At 33.4% G+C, this 25669-nt stretch carries 22 protein-coding genes; 10 read left to right on the plus strand and 12 right to left on the minus strand.

Annotated elements, in window-relative coordinates; translation table 11 throughout:
- The first annotated feature begins 10 nt into the window (after positions 1-10).
- Genes DNU06_RS12780 through DNU06_RS12795 form a run of 4 tightly spaced genes read left to right on the plus strand, consistent with a single transcriptional unit; the run spans position 11 to position 3653 of the window.
- Positions 11-1087 carry a cbb3-type cytochrome c oxidase N-terminal domain-containing protein gene (locus DNU06_RS12780; protein ID WP_158526891.1) on the plus strand — a complete coding sequence of 359 codons (1077 nt, stop codon included), beginning with the start codon at positions 11-13 and terminating at the stop codon, positions 1085-1087.
- 6 nt (positions 1088-1093) lie between these two features.
- Positions 1094-2512 carry a cytochrome c oxidase accessory protein CcoG gene (ccoG, locus tag DNU06_RS12785; protein ID WP_111063826.1) on the plus strand — a complete coding sequence of 473 codons (1419 nt, stop codon included), beginning with the start codon at positions 1094-1096 and terminating at the stop codon, positions 2510-2512.
- A gap of 11 nt (positions 2513-2523) precedes the next feature.
- Positions 2524-2958 carry a FixH family protein gene (locus DNU06_RS12790; RefSeq protein ID WP_111063828.1) on the plus strand — a complete coding sequence of 145 codons (435 nt, stop codon included), beginning with the start codon at positions 2524-2526 and terminating at the stop codon, positions 2956-2958.
- A 5-nt stretch (positions 2959-2963) separates the two neighbouring features.
- Positions 2964-3653, plus strand: coding sequence for a sulfite exporter TauE/SafE family protein (locus DNU06_RS12795; RefSeq protein WP_146239240.1), 690 nt, complete (start codon positions 2964-2966; stop codon positions 3651-3653).
- On the opposite strand, the gene DNU06_RS12800 is transcribed toward DNU06_RS12795, so the two are convergent.
- Positions 3639-6017 (minus strand): heavy metal translocating P-type ATPase, encoded by a 2379-nt coding sequence (locus DNU06_RS12800; RefSeq protein ID WP_111063832.1) that lies wholly within the window; start codon positions 6015-6017, stop codon positions 3639-3641. The genes DNU06_RS12795 and DNU06_RS12800 overlap by 15 nt on opposite strands.
- Positions 6018-6092: 75 nt before the next feature.
- On the opposite strand from DNU06_RS12800, the gene DNU06_RS12805 reads away from it, so the two are divergent.
- The 5 genes from DNU06_RS12805 to DNU06_RS12825 all read left to right on the plus strand — a co-directional run bounded on the left by DNU06_RS12805 (position 6093) and on the right by DNU06_RS12825 (position 11426).
- Positions 6093-7634 carry a sensor histidine kinase gene (locus tag DNU06_RS12805; protein ID WP_111063834.1) on the plus strand — a complete coding sequence of 514 codons (1542 nt, stop codon included), beginning with the start codon at positions 6093-6095 and terminating at the stop codon, positions 7632-7634.
- Positions 7627-8685, plus strand: a complete 1059-nt coding sequence (locus DNU06_RS12810; protein WP_111063836.1) for a response regulator — start codon at positions 7627-7629, stop codon at positions 8683-8685. The genes DNU06_RS12805 and DNU06_RS12810 overlap by 8 nt, the downstream gene beginning before the upstream one ends.
- A 12-nt stretch (positions 8686-8697) precedes the next feature.
- Positions 8698-9567, plus strand: coding sequence for an FKBP-type peptidyl-prolyl cis-trans isomerase (locus DNU06_RS12815; protein ID WP_111063838.1), 870 nt, complete (start codon positions 8698-8700; stop codon positions 9565-9567).
- Between the two features lie 150 nt (positions 9568-9717).
- Positions 9718-10956 (plus strand): pyridoxal-dependent decarboxylase, encoded by a 1239-nt coding sequence (locus DNU06_RS12820; RefSeq protein ID WP_111063840.1) that lies wholly within the window; start codon positions 9718-9720, stop codon positions 10954-10956.
- 20 nt (positions 10957-10976) lie between these two features.
- Complete coding sequence (locus DNU06_RS12825; RefSeq protein ID WP_111063842.1) at positions 10977-11426, plus strand: 6-pyruvoyl trahydropterin synthase family protein; 450 nt, start codon at positions 10977-10979, stop codon at positions 11424-11426.
- 3 nt (positions 11427-11429) lie between these two features.
- Here DNU06_RS12825 and DNU06_RS12830 read toward each other — a convergent pair whose 3' ends face one another.
- A complete protein-coding gene (locus tag DNU06_RS12830) occupies positions 11430-11867 on the minus strand; it encodes an MCE family protein (RefSeq protein ID WP_146239241.1) in 438 nt (145 codons plus the stop codon).
- Positions 11868-11934: 67 nt separating this feature from the next.
- Between DNU06_RS12830 and DNU06_RS12835 the strand changes: the two genes are divergently transcribed.
- Positions 11935-15048 (plus strand): UvrD-helicase domain-containing protein, encoded by a 3114-nt coding sequence (locus tag DNU06_RS12835; RefSeq protein WP_111063846.1) that lies wholly within the window; start codon positions 11935-11937, stop codon positions 15046-15048.
- A 133-nt stretch (positions 15049-15181) separates the two neighbouring features.
- Here the strand turns inward: DNU06_RS12835 and feoB are convergent, their stop codons facing one another.
- The 10 genes from feoB to DNU06_RS12890 form a co-directional block, all read right to left on the minus strand.
- The gene (gene feoB, locus DNU06_RS12845) at positions 15182-17248 is read right to left on the minus strand and encodes a ferrous iron transport protein B (protein WP_111063848.1); all 2067 of its coding nucleotides are present in this window, start codon (positions 17246-17248) and stop codon (positions 15182-15184) included.
- Between the two features lie 4 nt (positions 17249-17252).
- Complete coding sequence (locus tag DNU06_RS12850; protein WP_111063850.1) at positions 17253-17477, minus strand: FeoA family protein; 225 nt, start codon at positions 17475-17477, stop codon at positions 17253-17255.
- A gap of 168 nt (positions 17478-17645) precedes the next feature.
- Positions 17646-18545 (minus strand): septum formation inhibitor Maf, encoded by a 900-nt coding sequence (locus DNU06_RS12855; protein ID WP_111063969.1) that lies wholly within the window; start codon positions 18543-18545, stop codon positions 17646-17648.
- Positions 18546-18554: 9 nt separating this feature from the next.
- On the minus strand, positions 18555-18827 hold the full coding sequence (locus DNU06_RS12860; protein ID WP_111063852.1) for a hypothetical protein: 273 nt from the start codon (positions 18825-18827) through the stop codon (positions 18555-18557).
- Positions 18828-18850: 23 nt separating this feature from the next.
- Positions 18851-21007: a T9SS type A sorting domain-containing protein gene (locus tag DNU06_RS12865; protein WP_158526892.1), complete on the minus strand. Its 2157-nt coding sequence runs from the start codon at positions 21005-21007 to the stop codon at positions 18851-18853.
- Between the two features lie 288 nt (positions 21008-21295).
- Positions 21296-21844 (minus strand): carboxymuconolactone decarboxylase family protein, encoded by a 549-nt coding sequence (locus tag DNU06_RS12870; RefSeq protein WP_111063856.1) that lies wholly within the window; start codon positions 21842-21844, stop codon positions 21296-21298.
- Between the two features lie 87 nt (positions 21845-21931).
- Positions 21932-22495 carry a TetR/AcrR family transcriptional regulator gene (locus DNU06_RS12875; RefSeq protein ID WP_111063858.1) on the minus strand — a complete coding sequence of 188 codons (564 nt, stop codon included), beginning with the start codon at positions 22493-22495 and terminating at the stop codon, positions 21932-21934.
- Positions 22496-22605: 110 nt separating this feature from the next.
- Positions 22606-24486, minus strand: coding sequence for a monovalent cation:proton antiporter-2 (CPA2) family protein (locus tag DNU06_RS12880; protein ID WP_111063860.1), 1881 nt, complete (start codon positions 24484-24486; stop codon positions 22606-22608).
- 1 nt (position 24487) lies between these two features.
- On the minus strand, positions 24488-25084 hold the full coding sequence (kefF, locus tag DNU06_RS12885) for a glutathione-regulated potassium-efflux system oxidoreductase KefF (protein ID WP_111063862.1): 597 nt from the start codon (positions 25082-25084) through the stop codon (positions 24488-24490).
- Positions 25085-25309: 225 nt separating this feature from the next.
- Positions 25310-25615 (minus strand): rhodanese-like domain-containing protein, encoded by a 306-nt coding sequence (locus DNU06_RS12890; protein WP_111063864.1) that lies wholly within the window; start codon positions 25613-25615, stop codon positions 25310-25312.
- Positions 25616-25669 lie beyond the last annotated feature (54 nt).

Here is a 25669-nt window from a genome sequence, read left to right on the forward strand (position 1 = left end):
ACAATATAATATGAAATTAATAAATATGTTAAAATCTAGTTTAATTTTAAGTTTTATTACTTTATTTAGCTTTATTGGTAACACACAAGAAGCAGCGCCTAAGGAAACAGCGCCTGTTACATTACCGATTTATGAACAATTAGGCATCAGTCCAACTATTCTGTTTGGAATCATGCTTGCTATTTCTGTATTATTAGTAGCGGCATTAATTTCCATGCTTAACATTACAAAAAATGTTTACTTTTTTAAGCGCATGAAAAACGGAAAAAAGGCAAAGATGCTTTTGGCTTTATTAGGTTTTAGCTTTTTTGCATCTGCTGCATCAGTAGAATCTCCTCTAAAACCGGAATACTTAGTTTCCTTTCCAGACAGTGCTTTTTGGGCATTCGTGATTTTTGACGTAATTGTACTTATGATTATGCTCTATTTTGTAGGCTTAGTAAAAGGTACAATGGTTGATTATGCACCAGAGAAAAAAGAAAGTAAATTTTGGAAAAGATGGAATAAAACACTAACCAACCCAGTTGCTATAGAAGACGAAGATTCTATTCTACTTGACCATGATTATGATGGCATTAAGGAATTAGACAATGACTTACCACCTTGGTGGAAATATGGTTTTTACATCACTATCGTTTGGGCAGTAGGTTACTTGGCATTTTACCATGTATTTAAAATTGGTGACTTACAAGGAGCTGAATATATTGCTGAAATTAAACAACAAGAAAAAGATGTAGCAGCATACAAGGCATTGAATCCAAATTTAGTAACCGAAGAGACGGTAACTTTATTGACAGAAGGAAGTGATTTAGCCAAAGGGAAAAAAGTTTTTGAATCGAACTGTGTAGCTTGCCACGCCATCAATGGTGGCGGTGGAATTGGACCTAATTTAACTGATAAAAATTGGATTTACAATGGCGACATTAAAGGGGTATTTCATACTATTTCTGAAGGTGCAAACAATGGGATGGCTTCTTGGAAAGATTTGTTAAGTGGAGACAAAATGCAAGCAGTTGCAAGTTATGTGCTTTCCTTACCACCAGCGGAAGGTGGAAAAGAACCACAAGGAGAAAATATATTTGAATAAAATAAGATGGATGCAAACGACTCAAATAAAGATGAATCTTTTAGAGATGCCATAGCTACTGTAGATAAGGACGGTAAAAGAGTATGGGTTTATGCAAAAAAAATAAAAGGTAAGTGGTTTAATAAACGACAGTACTTTGGGTACGCCCTTTTGGCTTTCCTATTTGTTGCACCTTTTATTAAGATTAAAGGTGAACCTTTAATCATGCTTAATATTCTTGAGCGAAAATTTGTTTTATTTGGCAAAGTATTTTGGCCAGAAGACTCTCATCTTTTTGCAATAGGTATGATGGCGTTTGTCATTTTAATTATTGTTTTTACGGTAGTTTTTGGTCGACTTTTTTGTGGATGGGCTTGTCCACAAACTATATTTTTGGAACTCATTTTTAGGCGAATTGAATTTTGGATTGATGGAGACTGGAACCAACAAAAAAAATTAGAAAAACAACCTTGGAACGCAGAAAAAATCAGAAAAAGGCTAATAAAATGGACGATCTATTGGATTGTTTCCTTTTTAATTGCTAATATTTTCCTAGCCTATATCATAGGGATTGATGAATTATTTAATATTATTACAGACTCTCCTAAAAACCATTTAGGCGGTCTTATTTCCCTATTTATTTTCACATCTGTATTTTTTGCAGTATTCACTTGGTTTAGAGAACAAGTTTGTATCGCAGTTTGTCCTTACGGAAGACTGCAAGGCGTATTGTTAGATGAAAACTCCATTTTAGTGGCTTATGACTATAAAAGAGGAGAAAGAGAAAAAGGTCGTTCTAAATTTAGAAAAAATGAAGACCGTGAAGCGTTAGGAAAAGGCGATTGTATAGATTGTCACCAATGTGTAAATGTTTGTCCTACTGGAATTGATATTCGAAATGGTACACAGTTAGAATGCGTTAATTGCACTGCCTGTATGGATGCCTGTGATTCTATCATGGAAGGTGTAGGCCTAGAAAAAGGCTTAATTCGTTATGATTCTGAAGCAGGAATTAAGACTGGCGATAAATACTCTCTATCTGGAAGAGCTAAAGCGTATATCGTATTAATGGTTGGTATTTTAACATTGTTAGTCGTATTATTAGCTACAAGAGCAGATATTGAAGTCAACTTTTTAAGAGAACGTGGTACATCTTATCAAAAAACAGGAGAAGATGAATATGCAAACATTTATAACTTACATCTTATTAATAAAACCCAAGACACCATTCCAATTTACTTGGAGGTAGAAGGAAACAATGCGAGTATTGACATTATAGGTGGACCAATCACCTTAGCTCCAGGTGCTCAAATCAAAAGAAAAACTTTGATAAAAATGAATGTAACCGAATTAAAAGGTACGAAAACACCGGTATTAATTGGTATTTATGAAAATGACAAAAAAATTGAAACCGCTTCAATAACATTTAGTGGGCCAGGGTTTTAAAAATTGAGATTATGAAATTTAATTGGGGACACGGTATCACATTGGCAATTTTGGCTTTTATGACCTTTATTATTTATATTGTGGTTCAAACTTTTCAGCTCAATGCCGATTTAGTGCAAGATGACTTTTATGAAGCCGAAACGCAATTTGATGAAAACAAACTTGCAAAGGAAAATTATATTAGCTTACAAGACCCTATCCATATTTCACAAAAACCAGAAGGCATTATTTTTGAATTTCCAAAAAACTTAAAAAATATTGCCGGTACTATTTTGTTTTATAGAAGAGATAATAAAAGCTTAGATAAACTATTCGACATTAAATTAAACCCTTTTCAGCAACAATCATTAGATTATACTCATTTTCAAAAGGGCGTTTACGATATCAAAATTAATTTCAAAAATAATCAAAAGGCTTACTCCTACCAAGAAAAAATTGCCTTTTAGTGTTATTGTCAGCATTTATATTAGGACTTGCTGGCAGTGTACATTGCATTGGCATGTGTGGCCCTATAGCCCTCATGATTCCCACCGGCAAGCATAATAATAAATTGGCTGGCATTTTATTTTATTCCTTTGGTAAGCTTTTAACATATCTTATTATCGGTAGCCTATTTGGTTTAATCGTCAACAGCATTCGACAATTTAATTTCCAATCAATCCTATCCATAATTAGCGGTATTCTATTGATACTTTTTGCTGTTTTACCACAGTTATTAAAAAAGCTAGAACAAAAAGGATACGTTCTATTCTCTGGACTTTTAAAATTTAAGTCGAAACTTACCCGCGCTTTGGATAAAAACAAATTAGAGTTTAGTTTTTACATTGGATTTTTAAATGGTTTTATCCCATGTGCTATGGTTTACAGTGCTGCCGTTGCGGCATTTGCACAAAATTCATTTATGGAAAGTGTCGGGTTTATGTTGTTTTTCGGTTTAGGAACCATTCCCTTAATGATCCTTTTTTATTTCACTGCACAAAAGGTAAAATCAAAACTAATGAAATACACAAATATTTTTCAAACGCTTGCTTTACTAGGGGTTGGATTATTTTTAATATGGAGAGGTTACGCTCATTACAACGAAGTCATACCCGCTTTAAGAGAAGGGGCAATTTACAAACTTTGCTTACCCTTCCAATAATCTACTTAGTCTTTTCCCTTTAATATTAGTAGAAAGTGTCACCAATAATACCACAGAAATAGAACTTAAGGGCATTAAAATAGCAGCAATTAAAGGTTGTAAATTACCCGTTATGGCAAACGACAGTCCTACCAAATTATAACAAAGAGAAAAAACATAACTCCATTTGACTATTTTTTTCCCACTTTTTGAAAAAGCAATATAATCCATTAAATATTTTAACTTACTCCCTTTCAATATGCCATCCGAAGCTGGTGAAAATGCATAAACGTCATCTACCACACTAATACCAAAATCTGCCTGCCTCAATGCTCCTGCATCATTTAAACCATCCCCCAACATCATTACATTCTTTCCATCTACTTGTAATTTTGAAATATAACTTAACTTATCTCCTGGACTTTGATTAAATAAATAAGTGGTACCATTAGGCATAAATGATTTTAAATTATTTATTTCGCTATCATTATCACCAGATAAAACATGTAAGCGATAAGCATTGCTATTTAACCGCTGCATTAAATCTTCCATCCCAAAACGGTATTGATTTTCAAACACAAAGCTACCTACCTCCATTCCGTTTATTACAACATAAACACGTGTTGCATGATCAGAACTATTTAAGTTTAACCAATTGGCCGAACCCACTTGAACGATATTCCCATCAATTTCTCCTTGAATACCTTTTCCCGATAATTCTTCAAAATTATGTATTGCCAATTTAGTATCTCCTTTCCAATAATCAGTAATCTGTCTACTTAAAGGGTGCGCGGAATGTTTGCACAATACATGAATTGCAGACTTAAGTGGTAACGTTAATGCCTTCCCTTCAAAACGGATACTATTTGCATTGTTTTTAGTTAAGGTACCTGTTTTATCAAATACTATGTCGGTCACCTCTGTGATTGGCTCCAAACTATTTACAGATCTTAAATAAAAATCATTTCTTCCAAAAATTCTTAATACGTTACCATAGGTAAAGGGCACGGAAAGGGCAATAGCACATGGACAAGCGACAATTAAAATAGATACAATGATAAAAGCAGTTTGAGAACGATCATAAAAAAACCAAAATACACCTGCTAAAAAAGCTACTATTATTAAACCTAAAGTGAACTTCCGACTAATCACATCCGAAAGGGTTTCTTTCTCACGATTACGATCAAAAATAGGGTTATTCCATAGCTGGGTCAGATAACTGTTTTCAATTTTACTCAAAACTGAAATTAGTATACTTTCTCCAACTTGACGACCACCAGCATACAGTTTCGACTGCAAGCCCTTATGAATTGGATTAGACTCTCCGGTAACAAAGCTATAGTCAATATTTCCAACGCCATCCAACAAAATAGCATCTGCGGGTATCAATTCATTATTCCTAATCCTTAATATGTCACCACTCTCAATAGATTGTAGTGGCATCATCTCTTCTTTATTACTTTTTAACACCTTACTGACAGCCATTGGAAAATAGGACTTATAGTCTCTTTCGAAATTAATTGCAGCATAAGTTTGTTGTTGAAACCATTTACCTAGTAATAAGAAGAATATTAATCCAATAAAGGAATCGAAATAACCTGCACCTGTACCAAAAACAACCTCATATAAGGAACGAAAATACAACGCAAAAATACCGATTGAAATAGGTACATCAATGTTAACTTTTTTAATTCTTAAAGATTTGAATGCAGAAATTAAATAATCTGACGCACCATAAATCAATACAGGAATAGATAAAAGTAAGTTGATATAATTAAAAATAGTTTGAAAATTTTTGTCTTGTTCATTAATTCCCAAATATTCAGGAAAACTCATTAACATGGCATTTCCAAAACAAAATCCAGTCAATCCTATCTTAAAAATTAAAGACTGACTAGTCTTTTTTACCTTTTTTTTATCATAATCTTCCAAAGTAATTGATGGCGGGTAGCCAATAGAGGCTAACAATTCCACTAAATTTCTTAAGGATATTTTCGATTGATTAAAACTGATCGTTGCTTCTTTTTTCACGAAATGAACCTGTGAAAATAGCACACCTTCATTTAACTTATCTAATCTTTCTAACAGCCATAAACAAGACGAACAGTGAATTTGAGGTAAAAACAATTTCACTTTAATGATATCGCCATCTTCAAACAAAACCATTTTCTCTTTAAATTCCGCTAAATCTAAAAAGTTATACCTTCCCTTTAATTGATGATCCGTTTTAATTCCTGGATTGGTAACATCTACCTTGTAATAAGAAGTTAAATCAGCGCCATTTAAAATCTCAAACACCATTTTGCAACCTTGACAACAAAAGGATTTATCTGCAACATGTATTTCTTCGATACAAACATCCCCACAATGGAAGCAATTTTTCATGAATATTAAGTAAATATTAAGTACAAATTTAGGTAAGAATTTTTACCTTTAACCTATCAAACATCAGCTTTTATAATGATAAAGTCAATACCTATAAATTTTGAAGAAAACAATCACTTTTTTAAGTTGATTTTTAAGAGTATTGAAGAAGGATTAATTATCACAGATTCCAAAGGTACAATACAGTTTCTTAACTTTAGGACACAGGAATTATTTGGCTATACTAGTGAGGAATTAATCGGAAAAAAAATAGAAGTCTTAATTCCAAATAAATACCACGAACACCACGAAAAATATCGTGATAACTATGTTAAAAAACCCAGTAGAAAAACCATGGGTAGTGGACGTGTTTTGGAGGGGCTAAGAAAAAACGGGAGTTTATTTTATACTGAAATCAGCTTAAATTATATCTGCATTCAAGAAGTAACCTATGTAGTAGCTTTAATTTCAGACATTACAAAGAGAGTTTTAGCAGAACAAAAAATTGTCCAATTAAATAGTGAATTAGAAGCTAAAGTTTTAGAAAGAACAGGTGAACTACAAGAAAGTCAATTTTTATATACTGCGGTTGCACAAAACTTTCCAGATGGTATTATCAATGTATTTGACAAAGATTTGAATTACATTTTTGCCGAAGGAAAAGAACTTTACAATCTTGGTATTACCTCTAAGAAACTTTTAGGTACAAGTTATTTAAACAGGTTACCGACAGAAGTCCGTCCAATGATTGAAAGCGCCTTAAAAGAAGTATTTAATGGCTCAAAAAAAGATTTTGAATTAAATTTAAAAAAGCAATTTTATCATATTAATGCAGTACCATTAAGGAATGAAAAAAATGAAATTGATAAGATATTGGTCGTAGAGAAAAATATAACTGCCCAAAAAGTTATCAGTCAAAAATTAGAAGAATCATTGAGAAAAGAAAAAGAAATCAATGAAATGAAATCTCGTTTTGTTTCCATGGCTTCACATGAATTCAGAACTCCTTTGAGTACCATTTTATCTTCTAATTCGCTAATTGACAAATATCTTAAGATTGGTCAGAAAGATAAAACAGAGAAGCACATTAAAAGGATAAAAAGTGCCGTACTGGGATTAACGGACATTCTAAATGACTTTTTATCTACCGACAAGTTAGAAAATGACATTATTCAAGTAAAGAATATACTTTTTGATTATGCGGAATTTGTTGAAGAAGTAACAGAAGAGTTACAATTGATGTGTATTGATGATCAAAATATAAAATCGTTTATAAAAAGTGATGTTAAAAATATTATTGCAGATAAGAAGTTATTGAAAAATGTTTTATACAATTTATTATCAAATGCCATTAAATATTCCAAAGATGGACAAGATATTACTTTTAACAGTTTCATCACAAACAAAGAATTAAAAATTGAAATAAAGGATAAAGGTATTGGTATTCCCTTAGCCGACCAAGCACAATTATTCACTAGATTTTACCGTGCAGAAAATGCAATCAATATAAAAGGAACAGGGTTGGGATTAGTGATTGTAAAAAGTTATTTAAATTTACTCCATGGAAGTATCGATTTTAAAAGTATTGAAAACGAAGGAACCACATTCACCTGTATAATACCGATTGAAAATGAATAAAATAGTACTCATTGAAGACAATAATGAAATGCGTGAAAACATTCAAGAGATTCTTGAATTAGCAGATTATGAAGTCCACACCGCGCAAAATGGCAAATTAGGCGTAGAATTAATTAAACAAGTAATGCCTGATTTAATTCTTTGTGACATCATGATGCCAGAATTAGATGGTTATGGGGTACTATATGTAATTAGTAAAAACAAGACTACTGCCAACATTCCGTTTATTTTCCTTACGGCTAAATCTGAACGAGAAGACTTCAGGAAAGGTATGAATATGGGGGCAGATGATTATTTAACAAAGCCTTTTGACGACACACAGTTATTGGCTGCAGTTGAAAAAAGACTAGACCGAATAGCTGTCTTTACTGAAACCAACAAAGGGCAGAATGATTTTAAAAGTTTCTTAAAAAATGGAGAAGGCATAGCTGAATTAGAAAACTTATCGAAAAGTAAAAGAATAAAGAAGTACGCCAAAAAGGACACCATTTTTTATGAAGGAGATAGTCCGAATTTTTTGTATTACATTAATAGTGGTAAAATAAAAACACACAAGATGAATAAAGACGCCAAGGAATTGGTGACTAATTTATATTCAGCTGGAGATTTTTTAGGCTACAAAACCTTAATAAAGAATGAAACCTATAACGAAACGGCTACAGTTATGGACGCTGCAGAAGTCTCTTTAATTCCAAAACAAGAATTTTTAAACCTGCTTTTCTCTTCCAAGGAAGTATCTATGAAATTCATTAAAATTTTAGCCGGCTCTATAGACACACGACAAGATGAATTACTTAATTTAGCCTACGACACGGTTAGAAAAAGAGTGGCAGATTCTTTAATAAAATTAGAAGAAAAATACAAAAATGAAGAAGACGAAAACAATTTTACCATTGCCATTTCACGAGACGATTTAGCAGCTATGGTAGGAACGGCTACAGAATCAGTTATTAGAACACTTTCCGAATTTAAACACGACGGTTATATTGCCATAAAAGGTTCGAATATTACCATATTAAATAAAGAGAAATTAAAAAATTTTAGATTTTAAACAACACAATTTATGAAAAAAACAATGTTATATGCTGCCGTTTTATTATTGGCAAGCTGTGGAAGTAAAGCAGAAAAACTAGACTACACACCCACGGATTCCGATCAAGAAATTGCTACATACTTAGAAGACAAAGAATGGGAGCCAGTAAGAGAAAAAAGTGGTTTATACGTTTATACGGAAAAAGAAGGTGGTAGTGAAAAACCAAAAGCAAGTGATTTTGTGACGATATTTTACAAAGGCTATTTGTTAGACGGAACTGTATTTGATGCGACTGAAGAAAATCCTATCACTTATCCTTTGAGCGGGTTTATACCTGGTTGGAAAGAAGGTATTCCTCATTTTGGAAAAGGTGGAAAAGGAAAAATTATTGTACCACCATCTTTAGGATACGGTAGTGTTGATAATGGTCCAATTCCAGCAAATTCAGTGATGATATTTGACATTGAATTGGTTGATTTCAACGGTGCACCACCAGCACCGAAATTAAATAATACGGCAGATTATTCGGCAGAAATAAAAGCTTATTTAGCTGAAAATAATTTAAAAGCGAAAGAAACTGAAAGCGGTTTATTTATCATTATTGAAGAAGAAGGCGGTAAAGAGAAACCTACAGTAAACCAATTCTTGACATTAAATTATGAAGGCTACTTAATGGATGGTAGTTCATTTGATGGTACAAAAGGCACACCAACTACCTTCCCTTTCCCTATGACACAATTAATTAAAGGTTGGCAAGAAGGAATTCCATACTTTGGTAAAGGTGGAAAAGGAAAATTAATCATACCTCCTTATATCGGATACGGAGAAAGAGGTTCTGCAAAGATACCTGCAAATTCTATCCTGGTATTTGATATTGAATTGATCGATTTTAAAGACTAATTAGAATATTTTTTTTAAGCCCATTTACTTAGCTGTAAATGGGCTTTTTTTATGCTCATTCCTCTCCCCCAATATTATTTTAAAGAGGATTTCTAACAATTGTTAGTTTTTTAATAAAGCACAAACAGTACCTTTGCAAAAACATTGAATATGTACTGGAAAAAATTACCTTTTAAAACCATCAAGTCAAAAATATTTGAGGCGTTAGAAAATAACTTAAATTATAAAGACGAGCCAATATTAGGTTTACCAGCAACATATTTAGACCAAGAACAGTTTTATTTTAATGCCCCATTCTTAAAAGACGCACCTTTCTTGTCTACATTAATATCCAACCCAAATCACATAGGCTGTCACACATATAGCAAAGGTGAGTCCTATTTCTCGGGAACACAAGCTGTAGAAGTGGATGTTTTAAGGATATGTGCCGAAGAGATTTTAGGGGCTGAACCAAACTCCTATGATGGCTATGTTGCACCCGGAGGAACGGAAGCCAACATTCAAGCACAATGGATTTATAGAAATTACTTTGTAAAAGAAAAAAAAGCCAAGCTAGAAGAAATTGGTTTAATTTTTTCTGAAGACGTCCATTATTCTGCCTTTAAAGGGTGTAACATTTTAAGTATAAAACCCATCACCATTAAAATTGATAAGGACAGAAATTGGGACTTGGTTGATTTAGAAAAACAATTAATTACACAAAAGCAATTAGGTATTAAATACCTAATCGTCCATTTAACCATGGCTACTACCATGTATGGGAGTATAGATGTGCCAGGACCAATTATAGAAACCATTAAAGCGCATTTTGAAGACTACTTTGTCCATGTAGATGCTGCATTCGGTGGCTTTATTTATCCATTTACCAATTCCGAATGTCAATTGACGTTTAAAAACGAATCTGTAAGCTCCATCACATTAGATGGCCATAAAATGCTACAAGCACCCTATGGTACCGGTATATTTTTAGCTAGAAAAGGATTGATGGAATACGCCCAAACAGAAGAGGCATCTTATGTTCAGGGTACGGACTTTACTTTATGCGGCAGTCGTTCTGGAGCAAACGCAGTCTCTATGTGGATGATATTAATGTCACATGGGTCTGCCGGTTGGCAATATCAAATGGAAAGATTAATTGATAGAACAGACGGGATTTGCGAAAAATTAGATGAATTAAACATCCCTTACTATAGGAATCCTTATATGAACATAGTAGCCATGGATGCAAAATACATACCGATTGAAGTAGCAAAAAAATACCATTTAGTTGCCGACGATTTTAATAATCCAAAATGGTGGAAAATTGTAACCATGATGCACGTAAAAAAACATGTTATTGATAAATTTTTAATAGATTTGCAACAAGCATCCACAGTGTTTCATAATTAACCACTTTAAAAAATTATTGTATGAATTTAAGAGTTACAAAAATATTTGATTTCGAAACAGCCCATGTATTATGGGGTTATGACGGAAAATGTAAAAACATTCACGGCCATTCTTATAAACTAACCGTCACTATTTCGGGACCATTAGTAAACGACTTGAAAGAAGTCAAAAATGGCATGATCATAGACTTTAGTGATTTAAAAAAGATTGTAAAATCCAACGTTGTAGAACCTTTTGACCATTGTTTATTGGTAAATGGTCAAACTCCACATAAAAAGTATACAGAAGTTGAAAATGGTTTTTCAAAAATCATGTTATGCGACTATCAACCTACAGCGGAGAACATGCTTATTGATATGGTGCAAAGAATCAGTACCAATTTACCTGATCATGTACAATTAAAATACGCCAAATTACAAGAGACTGAAAATAGTTTTGTAGAATGGTTAGCAGAGGAAAATGGGCATTAAGACCTAATTTTCTTTTCCGTTTTTATTTACTTTATCTTTTACCTTATCAAAGAGATTAGTTTTAATGGTTTGCACCAATGAATCTACCAATTCATGCAGATTTTTAATCAAAATTACAGTATCTGAATAGGTCAGGTGCTCATAATCTTTACCCAATTCAATTTCAATTACTCTTTCTTTTAAAGATTCGTTGAATACATTTTTGAATTTAGAATTTTTTGGGATTTCTAATCCTTTTTTCACGCCTGCTTTAAATACTACTTTGTATTTATCAGAAACCATTACATCTTCAATTTCACCAATTTGTAAAGCATCCAAATAGATACCACTTCCAATGGAAAGCCCATTAGCTGATGAAGATTTAATAAAAAAACTATCATTTTGATTACAAGCCGTTAACAACAAAATGAAAATGGTAAAAATTAAACTTCTTGATTTCATAATTAGTGCTTTAATTTCCATAAATTTAATATAATTTCGATAAATTAGACTTTATTTTTAAAGATACATGCAAACTCAAGTACAGCCATTAAAAATTTACAATGCTTCTGCCGGTTCTGGTAAAACCTATACCTTGGTCCAAGATTATTTAAAAATTGTATTACACCATAAGGATCCTTTAAAATTTCGCTCTATTTTGGCCATGACTTTCACCAATAAAGCAGCAAATGAAATGAAGGAAAGAGTATTGTCGGCACTTATAGATTTAAGTAAAACAAATCACTTGAAAACGCCCGAACAACTTGATTTTTTAGAGAACACCGCAAAAAATATAAAATTAGCACCTGACATTATTGAAATTAGAGCGAAGGCAATTTTAAATAAAATATTACATAATTACAGTAGCTTTTCGGTAATGACTATTGATAAGTTTACCCATAAAATCATCCGAACCTTTGCCAAAGATTTAGATATTTCCATTGATTTTAATGTCGAAATGGACACTACTGGATTTTTACAAAGCATTACCGATTTATTAATGGATGAAATTGGTAGAAATCAAAAACTAACAGGTCTTTTATTACGTTATACCAACCACAACTTGGACAATGAAAGGTCGTGGAATATTAAAAGAGATATTTACGAGTTTACCACATTACTTTTGAAAGAAGATGCGTTGGAGGCCATTGAACATTTAAAAGACTTGAATGAAGAAGACTTTATCAGCATTGGCGAAAATCTAAAAAAAGAGAATGCGATTATATTACAAGAATTGACTTCAACCGCCGAGGCTGCGATTCACCTCATTAAATCTTACCATTTAGAAGATGAAGATTTTGCTAGTAAATCGAATGGGGTTTACGGTTTTTTCAAACGTACCTTAAGCAGGGTAGACGCATTGAGTAAAATGACTCCGCCATCAAAAACCATTTTGAAATATACCGAGAGCAATGAATTTTCCCATAAAAAAAGCCCCCACAAAGCAACTATTGATAGCATAAGTGACTTACTTGGTAAATATGTCCTACAACTCAATCAAATTATTACTGTAAGCGTACCTCAGCTTAAATTAAATAAGGAGATCAATAAAAACTTGAATAACTTGGCGATTCTTAAATATATTTTAGCCTTAATTGAAAAAGTTAAAGCGGATGAAAACATTCTACTTTTATCTGATTTTTACAAAGAGATTGCAGCCATAATAACCAGAGAGAGAGTCCCTTTTATTTACGAAAGACTAGGCATTAGATACCAACATTTTTTATTGGACGAATTTCAGGACACTTCACAAATGCAATGGGTTAATCTAATACCACTGGTACATAATTCACTTGCACAACAGCATGAAAACTTGATTGTTGGGGATGGAAAGCAAGCCATTTACCGTTGGAGAAATGGAGAAGTGGAACAATTCACTAAGCTTCCGGGTGAAATACATAATCCAAAGGGTATCCCCTCATTAAAAGAAGCCGAAAACTTGTTTTCGGTGATGGGAAGAAAGGAGAATCTAGAATCAAATTATCGTTCCTCAGCGGAAATTGTCAATTTTAACAATACATTTTTCACCGAGTTAAGTCAACAAATTTCAGCACCCTTGGCTTATATATACGACGGGTTAAATCAAGCCGTGACTAAAAAATTTAAAGGTTATGTTGAAGCTACTTTTTTTACCGATAATGATGAAGATGCACAATTAGAAAATGTGTTGAATACTGTAAAGAAAGCGGTAAACGCTGGCTTCTCTTTTAGTGACATTTGCATCATTACCCGAAACAATAGGAATGGGGCAAATATTGCCAATTACTTAACCGATCATGACTATCCTGTAATTTCACCGGATAGTTTATTTATTGGCAAGGATAAGTACGTTCAGTTTTTACATTATCTAATGCAATCGCTTACGAATTTTAACGATAAGAATGCCCAAGTAAAAACAATAGAGCATTATTGTGAGATTACAGCGGCAGTGGTTCCTGATTTTATTATTGACAAATCACTTCCATTCCCTAGTTTAGAAAATTATTTTGAAGCTTTCGGCATACATGTATTAGCGCCCGAGCACTTTCAAAACATATATGAATACGTAGAGTTTTTACTAGAAACATTTGATATTGATGCAACCGATAATGTTTATTTACAATTCTTCATGGAGTCTATTCATCAATTTGAGGTGAATAAAAACGTAAATATCCGTGCATTTTTAGATTGGTTCAAAGACAAGGGAAAGGAAAAATCAATCATCAGTCCAGAAGGTTCAAATGCCATTAGCATCATGACCATTCACAAATCAAAAGGCCTGCAGTTCCCTGTGGTTATCTGTCCTCTGTTTAATTGGAGTCCAAAATTAGACCGACAACAAATTTGGGTGATAGCACCTGGTGAAAGACTGCCTGCTTATTTTGTGAAAACGACAAAATATTTAGCTGAAACACCTTTAAAAGACTTGTATGAAATAGAAAAAGCTAAGTTTGAACTCGACACCATCAATATGCTATACGTGGCATTTACAAGACCAGAAATTGCCTTATTCATCACTGGTGACATGAGTAGTACCGTAGTGAAAAATCAAATTGAACCACTGGTCAAAAACATGCCTGACTTTAGTTTAATAGGCGACACCTATCGTTATGGAGAATTAATAAATTATAAGCCTGCAAAAAAAGTAAGCAAAGAAAAATTTGAAATTCAATTTTTAAAACAAAAAATGAATAAGCCAAGTTTAAGTTATAAAAGTGCATTAGAATGGGACATTGAATCCTTAGATGAGAAAAGAAATTTTGGCACCATGGTTCATCATGTTTTATCTATCTTAAAAACGCCACAAGAACTTCCTTCAAAATTAAAAGAATTAGCCATTAAACAGGGGCTCACCAACAAAGAAGTCATTGCTTTAGAACAATACATTAGTCCACTGTTTAAAAACGAAAGGTTTGCCGCTTATTTTACACCCGAAGCCATGAATGAAACGGCATTAATAGATAACCATGGCATGAAATTTATACCAGACAAAATCATACAAACAGCGACAGAAGTGTTGGTGGTTGATTTTAAAACAGGTCAAAATTCACCTGCACATCTCAAACAAGTAGGACAATACATTAAACTACTAAAAGACATGGGGCATGATAATGTAAATGGTGAATTATGCTATACGGAAGGTATGACATTTATAACAGTATAATTAAGCTGTTTTATCTAGCAACCACAACTATCCCCACCACAGGATTTTTTTGCTTTTTTCTTTCCAAAAAAACGCACACCTAGGTAAGTTAATGCTAAGGCGAAAAGACTATATACAATTATAGTTTGTATCATCAGGCAAGTAATTGGTAAACGATTAAAGACACTAGGTAAGCAAACACACTCATATAAGAAAACTGTACTACCGTCCATTTTAAAGACTTCGTCTCTTTGTAGGTCACAGCTACGGTACTAAAACACTGTAAAGCAAACGCATAAAACATCAACAAAGAAACCGAAGTCGCTAGGCTAAAAGTAGCCATACCAGTATTTGCATTTACTTCTCTTTGCATTTTTTCTTTGATCGTTAAAGGTTCTTCTGAATCAATGTTATAAATAATGGCCATGGTACTAATAAATACTTCTCTAGCGGCTAAAGAAGAAATTAATGCAATTCCTATTTTCCAGTCATAACCTAAAGGTTTAATTACGGGTTCAATTTTTTTTCCAATCCAACCTAAATAAGAATTCTCCAACTTAAAATGAGCCAATTCGCTATCAAAAGCGTCTCCCACCAATTTCACATCTTGGGCAGCCACCAATGTTTCTGCGTTTTCAAATTTATCGCCTCCATTGGTTGCAAGTACAAATAATATAATCGAGGTGGCTACGATAATTTTACCTGCATTAGTCACAAAAGAACTCACACTTTTCCATACTGAAATACCTATATTACGCATACTAGGCACCAAATACCGTGGCATTTCAAGTATTAAATTACTCTTATGTTTCGATTTAAGGATCATTTTAAATACCCAAGCCGATAGTAAGGCAGAAACTATCCCTAACAAATACATGCCTAGCATTGCTAGCCCTTGCAGTCCAAAAGGACCAATATAAGTGTTGGGTACTATTAAGGCGATTAAAATAACATACACAGGAATTCGAGCAGAGCAAGTCAATAAAGGGGCGACTAAAATGGTAATCAATCGCTCTTTTCTATTCTCAATCGTCCTAGTGGCCATTATACTTGGTATCGCACAAGCCATTCCTGAAATTAATGGCACTACACTTTTTCCTGACATACCAAAACGCTGCATTATTCGGTCCATCAAGAACACTATTCTGGTCATGTACCCCGTTTCTTCGAGAATGGCAAAAAAGAAAAATAGAATAGAAATTTGCGGAATAAAAATAACAACTCCGCCAATTCCAGGTATTAAACCTTCCGTTACTAAATCACTCAAATAACCTTCTGGAAGTAGATCTTTTAAAAAACTGCCAATAGCGGTGGTTCCCTCATCAATCCAATCCATAGGAAATGCTGCCAGGGTAAAAATGGCTTGAAAAACCAAAAACATAATCCCTAAAAAAATGGCATACCCCCAAATTGGATGCATTAAAATACGATCTAGTCTGGTTGAAAAATCGGAAGCCTTTGTTTTGTCTTCCCGGTAAACTTCCGTAAAGTAGGAGTTTATTAACTTATACCGAAGAATAGATTCGTTTACCCTTAATTTATGTGGTGTTGTATTTCCGTTAGAAAGTGCATGCACCAATTCTTTTTCTTCTTTAAATATTAATTGTAAAAAACCTGCATAGGTAGATGTTAAACCAGAATTTTGTGCAAAAGCTTTTAATTTTTCTTTATCTAAACTAAGGTTATAATTGCTAATTTCAGACTTTGATTCAGGTACTTTTTCAAGCATCATTTTCTTCAAATCTTCAATCCCTTCTCCCGTTTTAGCGGATACCCCCAGTACTGGACAACCAACTAATTTCCCAAGTTTTTCTAAATCAATAAAAATACCTTGTTTTTTAGCAGCATCTAACATATTGACCACTAAAACTACGGGCATTTCCAAATCTTTTATTTGGTGAAATAAGTATAAATTTCTTTTAAAGTTTAAAGCAGAAACAACTACCAGTATTTTTTCAGGTTTATTTACTGTATCTGTATTGGTTAAAAAATCATATACTACTCTTTCGTCCTCTGAAGTAGGAAAAATACTATTAATTCCTGGTAAGTCGATTAATTCTACCTCTTGACCTGCTACCTTAACAAAACCTTTTACTTGATCAACCGTAACCCCAGGATAATTCCCTGTTTTTTGATTCAGTCCGCAAAGTTTGTTAAACAAGGTAGTTTTTCCAATATTCGGATTTCCGATTAATGCAATTTGATGACGTTCTTCTTTCATTAATTTACGCTTCTAATAGAATGAAATATGCGTCTTTTTTTCTGATAATTATTTTAGTGCCATTTACCAGAACAGCTAAAGGACCATTAAAAGGCGCCTTGTTTTGAACCGACAAAAAAACACCTGGCATTATCCCTAACTCGACCAATCTAGCAAGCACCTCTTCACTTTCAATAGCAGTAATTTTAGCGGCAACTCTTTGCTTTAGTTTTGTCAGTCGAATGTTCATTTTGTTTATTTAGAACAAATATAAATAATAATTTACAACTGGTGAATTTAGAACAACTGATATTTATCAATTATTAAGAAATTGTGAAATTTTTAAGACCTTTAGTCTTTCGAAAAGAACAATAACTCATGTTGTACAATCCTTCAAAAAATAAAAACCCACTCTTTATTACAAGCCCAATTCCTTTCTAAGGACCGTATCTTTCACACTATTTTTATTCCAATAATCACTTCTTATACTTTTGATTCGTGTTGCGGTTGTCGTTTGTTTCTTGTAAGTTTCTTCCCAACCTTCAATTGCAAATGGAAAGATTTTTTCAAATTTAATAATGAGTACCCGATTTAATTCAGGATATGACAATTGGTAATAATTTAAGCTGTCTTTTTCTACTAATGTTGCATTGACCTGAAAAACTTTCACTTGCTGATGATTCATACCGAAAAATTCCAAAGAAGGAATCATTTTCAAGCTACCCAATGGTAAACTTTTTGGATCCATTCGAATATTCGTCCATATGTCATTTTCTAAGTAACTTTTTTTAATCTTGAATTTATCGTCTCCATTGCCTTCAAAGTAGGAATGAGAATTTACTTCGAATTTTTTTCGATTATTCAATTGAATATAAGTCTGACCGCACCATTCTTGGCTAGAAAAAGTGGCTTTAATCGCATGATCATTTTTATCTATAGGGGTAAAAACGCTCCCCATAACGGAATATGGATAAATGCCTGTCAAATACTTTTTTGTACTATTTAATTTCAAGACAGTAATATTTTCAGGACTGCTTTGGTCGGCTTTCACTTGTTTTTTTGGCAAAAACTGTTCCGTTACAAATATTAAAACGGCTTTACCTTCATGTATTTCACCATAACGGGCTTGACTCAACTCATATGCTGTCAGTTCAGCTGTGCCATTATACCAGTAATCGCTAAACTGTTTTTGGTTCTCTTTAGAAAAATCACTTTTGTTTAAATTGAAATCAACCAAAGCCTCGGAATTACTGCTACTTACGCCTAAGCAGGAACTCAAACTTATTGACAATAAAATAATATTTACAATTGTTTTCATAATTAACATTTATAAGGTGGGGTAAGCGACAACAAGCCCTTGATGCAGTGTTGACCAGTAATGCTGTACTGTTCTTCCAAATGCTGTACTGTTCTTCCAAAGGTAAACAATCGCCTGTTTCCACACCAAAGAATTAAAGAAAGAAAAGCCCACATTCTTGTATTCGGAACGTGGGCTTAACAAAATATAAGTAGGGTTTAGTTTGTCGTGATCTGAGCCATTTGTTATACCAAATTTCTTTCCATACTCCAATAAAACATGTACTTCCAAAGAGGTAGACATTTTCAATTCATGAAAATAGCAGCTTAATTTTTAACCATTTTTTTGATGATTGAGTTTCCTAACTGGTCTGTGATCTTGATAAAATACATGCCCTTAGATAGCATTTGTGTGTCTATCAAGTAATTTTGTACATCAATAGGGGAAAATTCAATAATTATCTTGCCTAATTCATCCATTACTACAATTTCTAAGTGGCTTTGATCCGTGGCTACCACCTCTATTAAGTCATTAAAGGGATTTGGAAAAATAAACATTTCATCCTTTTCATTTGCAGGCAGGCTTAAATAATCAATCTGGTAGGTAGCAGTAGCCTCACAATTGTATTGGTCAATAATAATTACGGTATAAATTCCATTTTTATCTACCAATAATTCAGCACTATTTTCCCCTACAATAAGAGTATCGTTGAAATACCATTGATAGGTATAATCGTTGTTGTCTAATACCTGAAGAAAACCGTTTACATGGTTAATGTTTGGATTTGGCGTATTGTAACAATCAATAATATTAAAGGTGTTATTGGTGAGAATTGGCGCATTGTAATCAAAATATATGTTGGCATTATTGACGATCTCTGTATGCGGCACTAGGGCAGGATATGGTTTAATTTTAAACTTTACAAAGCCTTTACTTCCTATTGGACTATTTGAACTATCGGGCAAATGAATACCATTAAAGTAAAAAGTAACCACATTACTATTTTGATTAATAAGGTAATGCATGTCATGACTTTTCCCTAGAACGGACAAGGTCGACAAATCAAGATGTGACGAAATACTATCACTTATCCTCACATTAACCGCTTCTGCATTGCCTGTATTTTGAAAATTGACAACATAAGTTAACGCGTCAGTAGGTAACACTTCAGCCGGTCCTTGTTTACCATTTGGAAAAACTAATTTATTATTTGGATCATAAGAGCAAGAAACAACAACATTGGATGTGTCAGATACTATGGTGGTAATACCAGAGCCGTCTGTGCCTGAATAATGCGCTACAAAAGTCAAGGTGTCATTTGCCACTACAGTAGTATCTAATAACAATTTATACCCTACAAATTGCGTTTGAAAGAGATTTAAATTATCTAGGGTAAAATACACATTATTATCTACAATAGAGTCAGCTAAAAGCGAGGAAGATACTAAGTTTTTAATATAATAAGCCATATTAAAGTTGGCATTCGTATCTAGCTCTAAACGCATATTTGTAGTTGTAAATTCTGATGTTCCCGTATTTTGAATTTCGACAAATAGTTGCCCCCCATATATGCAATGCATAGCTGTCCAAGGATTCACATGTTGTAAGTTAGCACTTGCCGCAGTTGTATTTGGGTAGATTCCAAAATCTAATGTATCCGAATGGTTATTAACAGAGTCTAAGGTTACCATAAAAGTACTGGCTGTACTGTGTGAAAATATAGGTGGAATTGGATGATCGATTGTATAATTTACAGCAGTATTAGAATAATGATGGTAATGAAAATCGTTACTTAAGTTTACTTGTGTATAAGTAGTATTTCCAAAATTTGAAATGGGGCTTATATTCACCTGAGAAAGGGGACTATTGATACTATACTCATTAGCATCTTTAATTCCGTTCAAATTCTGATCATAAAATACTTTTCCAGATAAATTATGAAAATGTTTCTGTAAAGTAGTATCTAGAGATCCAGTACTACTACTATCCACATTCAAGGAAATTAAAGTGTTCCATCCATAAGAATTCGTTACTAATATCAAGTAATGTTGTCCAGGCTGGGTTGGATTTAACACCACATTTAAATCACTAGCATTGGTCATACAATCCACAATTGGAGCCGAAGGCGAACCGAGCATTCCGCAACTCCCTAACATATCATTATAATCATTAAATGGTCCATACAGAATATAGGAGAATCCAGTGACCGAATAAATAATTTCTAAATCTATTAAGCCAGCGGAGTCTACTTTAATATATTGCCAAAATGGACTTTCTGTTTGAATAGAATCGTTTGGACTTATTAAACATCCATAGTTGTTATTTGGTGCCGATATTAACGCATTTCCTGCAGGTGGCAACAAAAAAGATGTAGTTAAACCCGGAATAAGTGGTAAAGGGTTAAAACAAGTTGAACCCGTATTTTGGGCATGCGAAACTAAAGTATAAAATAAAAAAGTTAATAACAGATTAATTTTTTTCATGGCAATATTTTTTCGTAAAAAAAATGGCATTATAAATTCTAGGTTAAAATACAAAATTAAATACTATTTCATCAAAAAAAATCCTTTATTCACTGTATTTTAAAACTATGGCATCAAAAAAGCCACTTTTCCCTGCGAAAAGTGGCCTAAATAAAATTTAGATCTCCAAACTATCTAGGTGATTTAATTTAGCATAACACTGCCTTAGAGATATACTTCCTCAACCCCTGCACCTATCCGTTGTTTTTAAGCACGCATGAGCTTTAGTTTAGTCCTGTTTATTATCTATTATTTTTTCCACTCAAAAGGTTGAAATGGAGCGTCTACTGGTGTATTTGCAATGTGGTTCGTATAGTTACTGATTATCTTTTGAGACAATCCTAAAATCACATCCAACACTTGTCTTTCTTCATACCCTGCAGCATAAAAAATATCCAAATCTGCTTGTGATACCTGTCCACGATTACGCACAATTTTTAATGTGAATTCATGTAGTATTTGTAGTTTTTCTGTTGGTAATGCAGTGCCATTTCTTAAAGCTTCTGTAATTGCATTATCCACTTTCATCATGTTCGCAATTGCTGTATGTGCAGGTACACAATAATGACATTCGTGTTCTACATTAATGGTTTGCCATACTACTGTTACTTCTTCCTTATTAAATGAAGAGGCTAAAAACAAGCGGTGAATCGTTTGGTAAGTCTCAAATAATCCTGGAGAACCAGCCAAAACACCATGTAAATTTGGTATCATACCATTGGCTTTAATTGATTTTTCTAAAAGTGCTTTGCTTTCTTCTGGTGCTGATTCAAGGGTGTTAATTTTTAATGTTGTCATGTTGTTTGTTAATTTATATGTTATTACTATTTGTTTATTCGTTCTTATTCAATCTAAACAATCGTTTAGTTTTAGGGTAAAAAAAAGCTATATGCTTTCAAAGGTCATTTCAATATAATCTTCCATTTCTTTTCTTGTATTTACACGGGACGCTGCAGCCAGTCCGTGTTTTGCTAACAATAAAAAATTCGCCTGTTTCAGCACAGTATCTTCATCCTTACTGCCATCCATTTTTAACTTTTCAATGATAATTTCTTTCAAGTTATCCATAAATGAATTCATTTCTGCTTTCACCATTTCGTCCTCTTTTACCGCAAACTCATTGTAAGTACTGGTCACCAAGCAACCCTTTTGACTACCTGGCTCATCATTTATAGCAACAGAATCGTAGAAAAATTGTTTGATGTCAGCCACGCCATTTTTTGCACTTTTAAACTTATCAAAAATGCTATTTATCTTTACTTTATAAGCATTTAGACTAGCGATAAACACACCGTGCTTATTTCCGAAACTAGAATAAATAGAAAATTTATTGATGCCCATTTCTTTTTCTAGCATTTGCATGGATGTGTTCTCATACCCATTTCGCCAAAACAAATTCATTGCTTTAGCAATCACTTCTTCTTCTATATATTGCTTTTTTCTAGCCATTGGTATTTAAATACCCGACAAAGCTAACCAATCGTTTAGTAATAAAAAAATATTTAGGCTAATTTATTTTCAATAAAAACACATAGCTCAGTAAATCAACCTGTTTACGTTTACTTATCCGCCAAGGCTTTAATAATTTCATCACTACTCCAAAGGTTATCGTATTCCACAATTCCCCTTTTAAAGTCTTCATTTAAAACCCTTTCTTGTTGTTCTAAACCTTTTCTTGCTTGAGAGATATAATTATCGTCTTCCCCTTTAGCTTCCTTGAATTTGCGGAGCATTTCTTCATCATACTTAATAAAGTTCTTCACTTGACGACTCAGCGTATATTTTCTAAAACCCATTTTACTTAATACATCACTAGCCAGCACCAAAGAGGTGTCTAAGGTTTCTCTATAAGTATTTTCTAAACCTAAATTAATTAATTCACGTGCTGAAGATCGATCCTTTGCTCGGAGCATTAACTCCACATGGGGATATTTTTCTTTTACCATGGAGGCAATATGTTTTGTAACATTTGGGTTATCTACAGTACAAATCAACATTTTTGCTTCCGCAATTCCAGCTGACTCCAATAAATCTAAACGAGTAGCATCACCGTAATAAGCTTCAAACCCCATCTTTCTTAAAAAATCAACATGGTTAGAATCATTGTCTAAAATAGTAGCCTCTACCCCATGCGACCTTAAAAACCGACCTACGGTACTACCAAACTGGCCAAAGCCGACTAGAATAATATTTTGAGCTTTTGCAATATGGTCCATTGGTCTTTCAATAGATTCCAAAGTTCCGATTTTAGGTAAAATAAATCTTTCATTAATCAAACTAATTATTGGCGTTACAGACATTGATAAAGCGGTTACCACCAACATCAAATCCATTTGTTCTTGTGTTAAGATATTCAAGCTAAAAGCAAATGAAAGTAAGACAAATGCAAACTCTCCAATTTGCGCCAGACTAAAAGTAAGCAACAGTTTTTGATCTAATTTGAGTTTGAAAACTTGACCAGTAAAAAAAAGCACCAACGCTTTTATGGCAATTATTGCGAGCAAGACCCCTAAAACGATAAGTGGATCGTTTGCAATAACAATAAAATTAATAGAGGCGCCTACTGCCATAAAAAACAAACCAAGAAATAAGTTTTTGAAAGGTTCGAGCGTACTTTCAAGCTCGTGTTTAAACTCACTATTAGAAAGGACTACACCACCTAAAAAGGCACCTAAAGCAGGACTCAAACCTACATATTCCATTAAAAAAGAAATGGCAAATACGATTAAAAACGCAGCAGCAATCAATAATTCTCTTACACCAGACTTAGCTACTTTTCGCAACATAGGTACAATTAAGTACCTACCTGTAATCACAATCAAAACCACCGAGAAAATAATGGCTAAGGTTTGAAATCCAATCGGTAAATTATCTAATAAATTCACCCGTTCATTAGGCGCATTTGCAAGTGTTTCTTCATTTGAATTAGACAACAATGGCAACGCACCGAGCATAAAAATCACGATAATATCTTGAAATAATAAAATTGAAAATGAAGCATTACCAAAGGAGGTCTCCATCAGACCTTTTTCCTTAATGGTTTGTAAAGCAATGGCTGTTGACGACAATGCTACAGCCATGGAAATTACCAATGCTATTTTCCAATCGAAACCTAAAAAAGTAAACAGCAAATACGAAAGCAACATGGTTCCACCTACTTGTAATCCACCCATACCGACAATGCTTTTACGCATGTTCCAAAAGTTTTTCGGCTCAATCTCTAAACCAATTAAAAACAACATCATTACCACACCAAATTCCGCAAAATGAAGAATATCAGACCCCTCTTCTCCGATAAAACCCAATACATATGGTCCAATTAACACCCCTGCTAATAGATAACCAATTACAGAACTCAAACCTAAACGCTTGGCAATGGAAACACATAAAATAGCACCCGCTAAAAAAACGATTGCTTCAAATAGTAAACCTCCTGTCATATTATTGTGTTTTTAATTGTGGTATATCATTTAAGAATGCACACTTTTTAAAGTCTCCAAGGCTTAATCCCTGCTGCAGTAAATCGATCAACTTAACATATTCCAAAGCATATTCCTTGACCTCGGCCTTACTTAAACTGTGCGTACCCATCACGGCAAAAGGCGGAAAATAATTCATCCCACATAAATTTGCCGATTGCTCGAAAGGTCTTAAAAATTCATTCACCGTATAACTATTAGATCCAGCTGAACAATAAACTTCCCTTGCCCCTCCAGTGGTGATCACATTCAACCATGTTTTATTTTTTAATGCTACGCCATTCGGACCATAAGCCCAGCCAAACTCGAGTACCATATCCATCCACTGTTTCATTATGGGCGGACAACTATACCAATAAAATGGGTGTTGCCATATGATAACATCATGTGCAGAAAGTAATTCTTTTTCCGCTTCAACGTCAATATGAAAATCGGGATAACACTCGTATAAATCTCTAAATGTTACACCAGGAATATCTTTAATATGATCGACCATCACAGAATTGGTACGAGACTTTTCAAACTTAGGGTGCGAAAACAGAATTAAAATTCTTTTCATTATAAAACAAAGATTTACTATTGAACCTATTTTTTACTATCGAATCTTCACTTGGTTTGTATTGCTATTTACATGTTTTCCAAGTTCAATTTCTCCCCCTAAAAATACAAGAAATTTTCATTTTATTTTATGGAAGAAGTTTTTAAGTACCAAAACTTATCATCCTACAAAAAAAATAGCCCCTTTCTTCAAGAAGAAAGGGGCTATTAATAAAAAAACTACTACTTATACTGTTTCACCAGACCAGCCCATCATACCACCTTCTAGGTTGTATATTTTCTGAAATCCAGCACCCATCATTTGCATACAAGCTTGTCCACTACGGGCACCGCTTCTACAAATCATCACATAAGCCTTATTAGGGTCATATGCTTCAATTTCTGACATAAAATCAGGACTAAACACATTATGGTGCTTAGCGTTTGGGATCATTCCTTCTGCTATCTCTTCATCTGTTCTCACATCAATAATAGTAATATCAGCATTTTCCTGAATCATTTTCTCTAATGTGTTTGCGCTTATAATTTCCATATTCTTTCTTTTTATTTCGACTACAAAGATCGATACATTTTTAATTTTAAATTG

This window comes from Putridiphycobacter roseus, from assembly GCF_003234935.1.
In the GTDB taxonomy this organism is placed as follows: Bacteria; Bacteroidota; Bacteroidia; order Flavobacteriales_D; family Crocinitomicaceae; genus Putridiphycobacter; species Putridiphycobacter roseus.

Coding starts and splice junctions, on each gene's coding strand:
- DNU06_RS12780 (WP_158526891.1), top strand. CDS start 11: ATGAAATTAATAAATATGTTAAAATCTAGTTTAATTTTAAGTTTTATT.
- ccoG (WP_111063826.1), top strand. CDS start 1,094: ATGGATGCAAACGACTCAAATAAAGATGAATCTTTTAGAGATGCCATA.
- DNU06_RS12790 (WP_111063828.1), top strand. CDS start 2,524: ATGAAATTTAATTGGGGACACGGTATCACATTGGCAATTTTGGCTTTT.
- DNU06_RS12800 (WP_111063832.1), bottom strand. CDS start 6,017: ATGAAAAATTGCTTCCATTGTGGGGATGTTTGTATCGAAGAAATACAT.
- DNU06_RS12805 (WP_111063834.1), top strand. CDS start 6,093: ATGATAAAGTCAATACCTATAAATTTTGAAGAAAACAATCACTTTTTT.
- DNU06_RS12810 (WP_111063836.1), top strand. CDS start 7,627: ATGAATAAAATAGTACTCATTGAAGACAATAATGAAATGCGTGAAAAC.
- DNU06_RS12815 (WP_111063838.1), top strand. CDS start 8,698: ATGAAAAAAACAATGTTATATGCTGCCGTTTTATTATTGGCAAGCTGT.
- DNU06_RS12820 (WP_111063840.1), top strand. CDS start 9,718: ATGTACTGGAAAAAATTACCTTTTAAAACCATCAAGTCAAAAATATTT.
- DNU06_RS12825 (WP_111063842.1), top strand. CDS start 10,977: ATGAATTTAAGAGTTACAAAAATATTTGATTTCGAAACAGCCCATGTA.
- DNU06_RS12830 (WP_146239241.1), bottom strand. CDS start 11,867: ATGAAATCAAGAAGTTTAATTTTTACCATTTTCATTTTGTTGTTAACG.
- DNU06_RS12835 (WP_111063846.1), top strand. CDS start 11,935: ATGCAAACTCAAGTACAGCCATTAAAAATTTACAATGCTTCTGCCGGT.
- feoB (WP_111063848.1), bottom strand. CDS start 17,248: ATGAAAGAAGAACGTCATCAAATTGCATTAATCGGAAATCCGAATATT.
- DNU06_RS12850 (WP_111063850.1), bottom strand. CDS start 17,477: ATGAACATTCGACTGACAAAACTAAAGCAAAGAGTTGCCGCTAAAATT.
- DNU06_RS12855 (WP_111063969.1), bottom strand. CDS start 18,545: ATGAAAACAATTGTAAATATTATTTTATTGTCAATAAGTTTGAGTTCC.
- DNU06_RS12860 (WP_111063852.1), bottom strand. CDS start 18,827: ATGTCTACCTCTTTGGAAGTACATGTTTTATTGGAGTATGGAAAGAAA.
- DNU06_RS12865 (WP_158526892.1), bottom strand. CDS start 21,007: ATGAAAAAAATTAATCTGTTATTAACTTTTTTATTTTATACTTTAGTT.
- DNU06_RS12870 (WP_111063856.1), bottom strand. CDS start 21,844: ATGACAACATTAAAAATTAACACCCTTGAATCAGCACCAGAAGAAAGC.
- DNU06_RS12875 (WP_111063858.1), bottom strand. CDS start 22,495: ATGGCTAGAAAAAAGCAATATATAGAAGAAGAAGTGATTGCTAAAGCA.
- DNU06_RS12880 (WP_111063860.1), bottom strand. CDS start 24,486: ATGACAGGAGGTTTACTATTTGAAGCAATCGTTTTTTTAGCGGGTGCT.
- kefF (WP_111063862.1), bottom strand. CDS start 25,084: ATGAAAAGAATTTTAATTCTGTTTTCGCACCCTAAGTTTGAAAAGTCT.
- DNU06_RS12890 (WP_111063864.1), bottom strand. CDS start 25,615: ATGGAAATTATAAGCGCAAACACATTAGAGAAAATGATTCAGGAAAAT.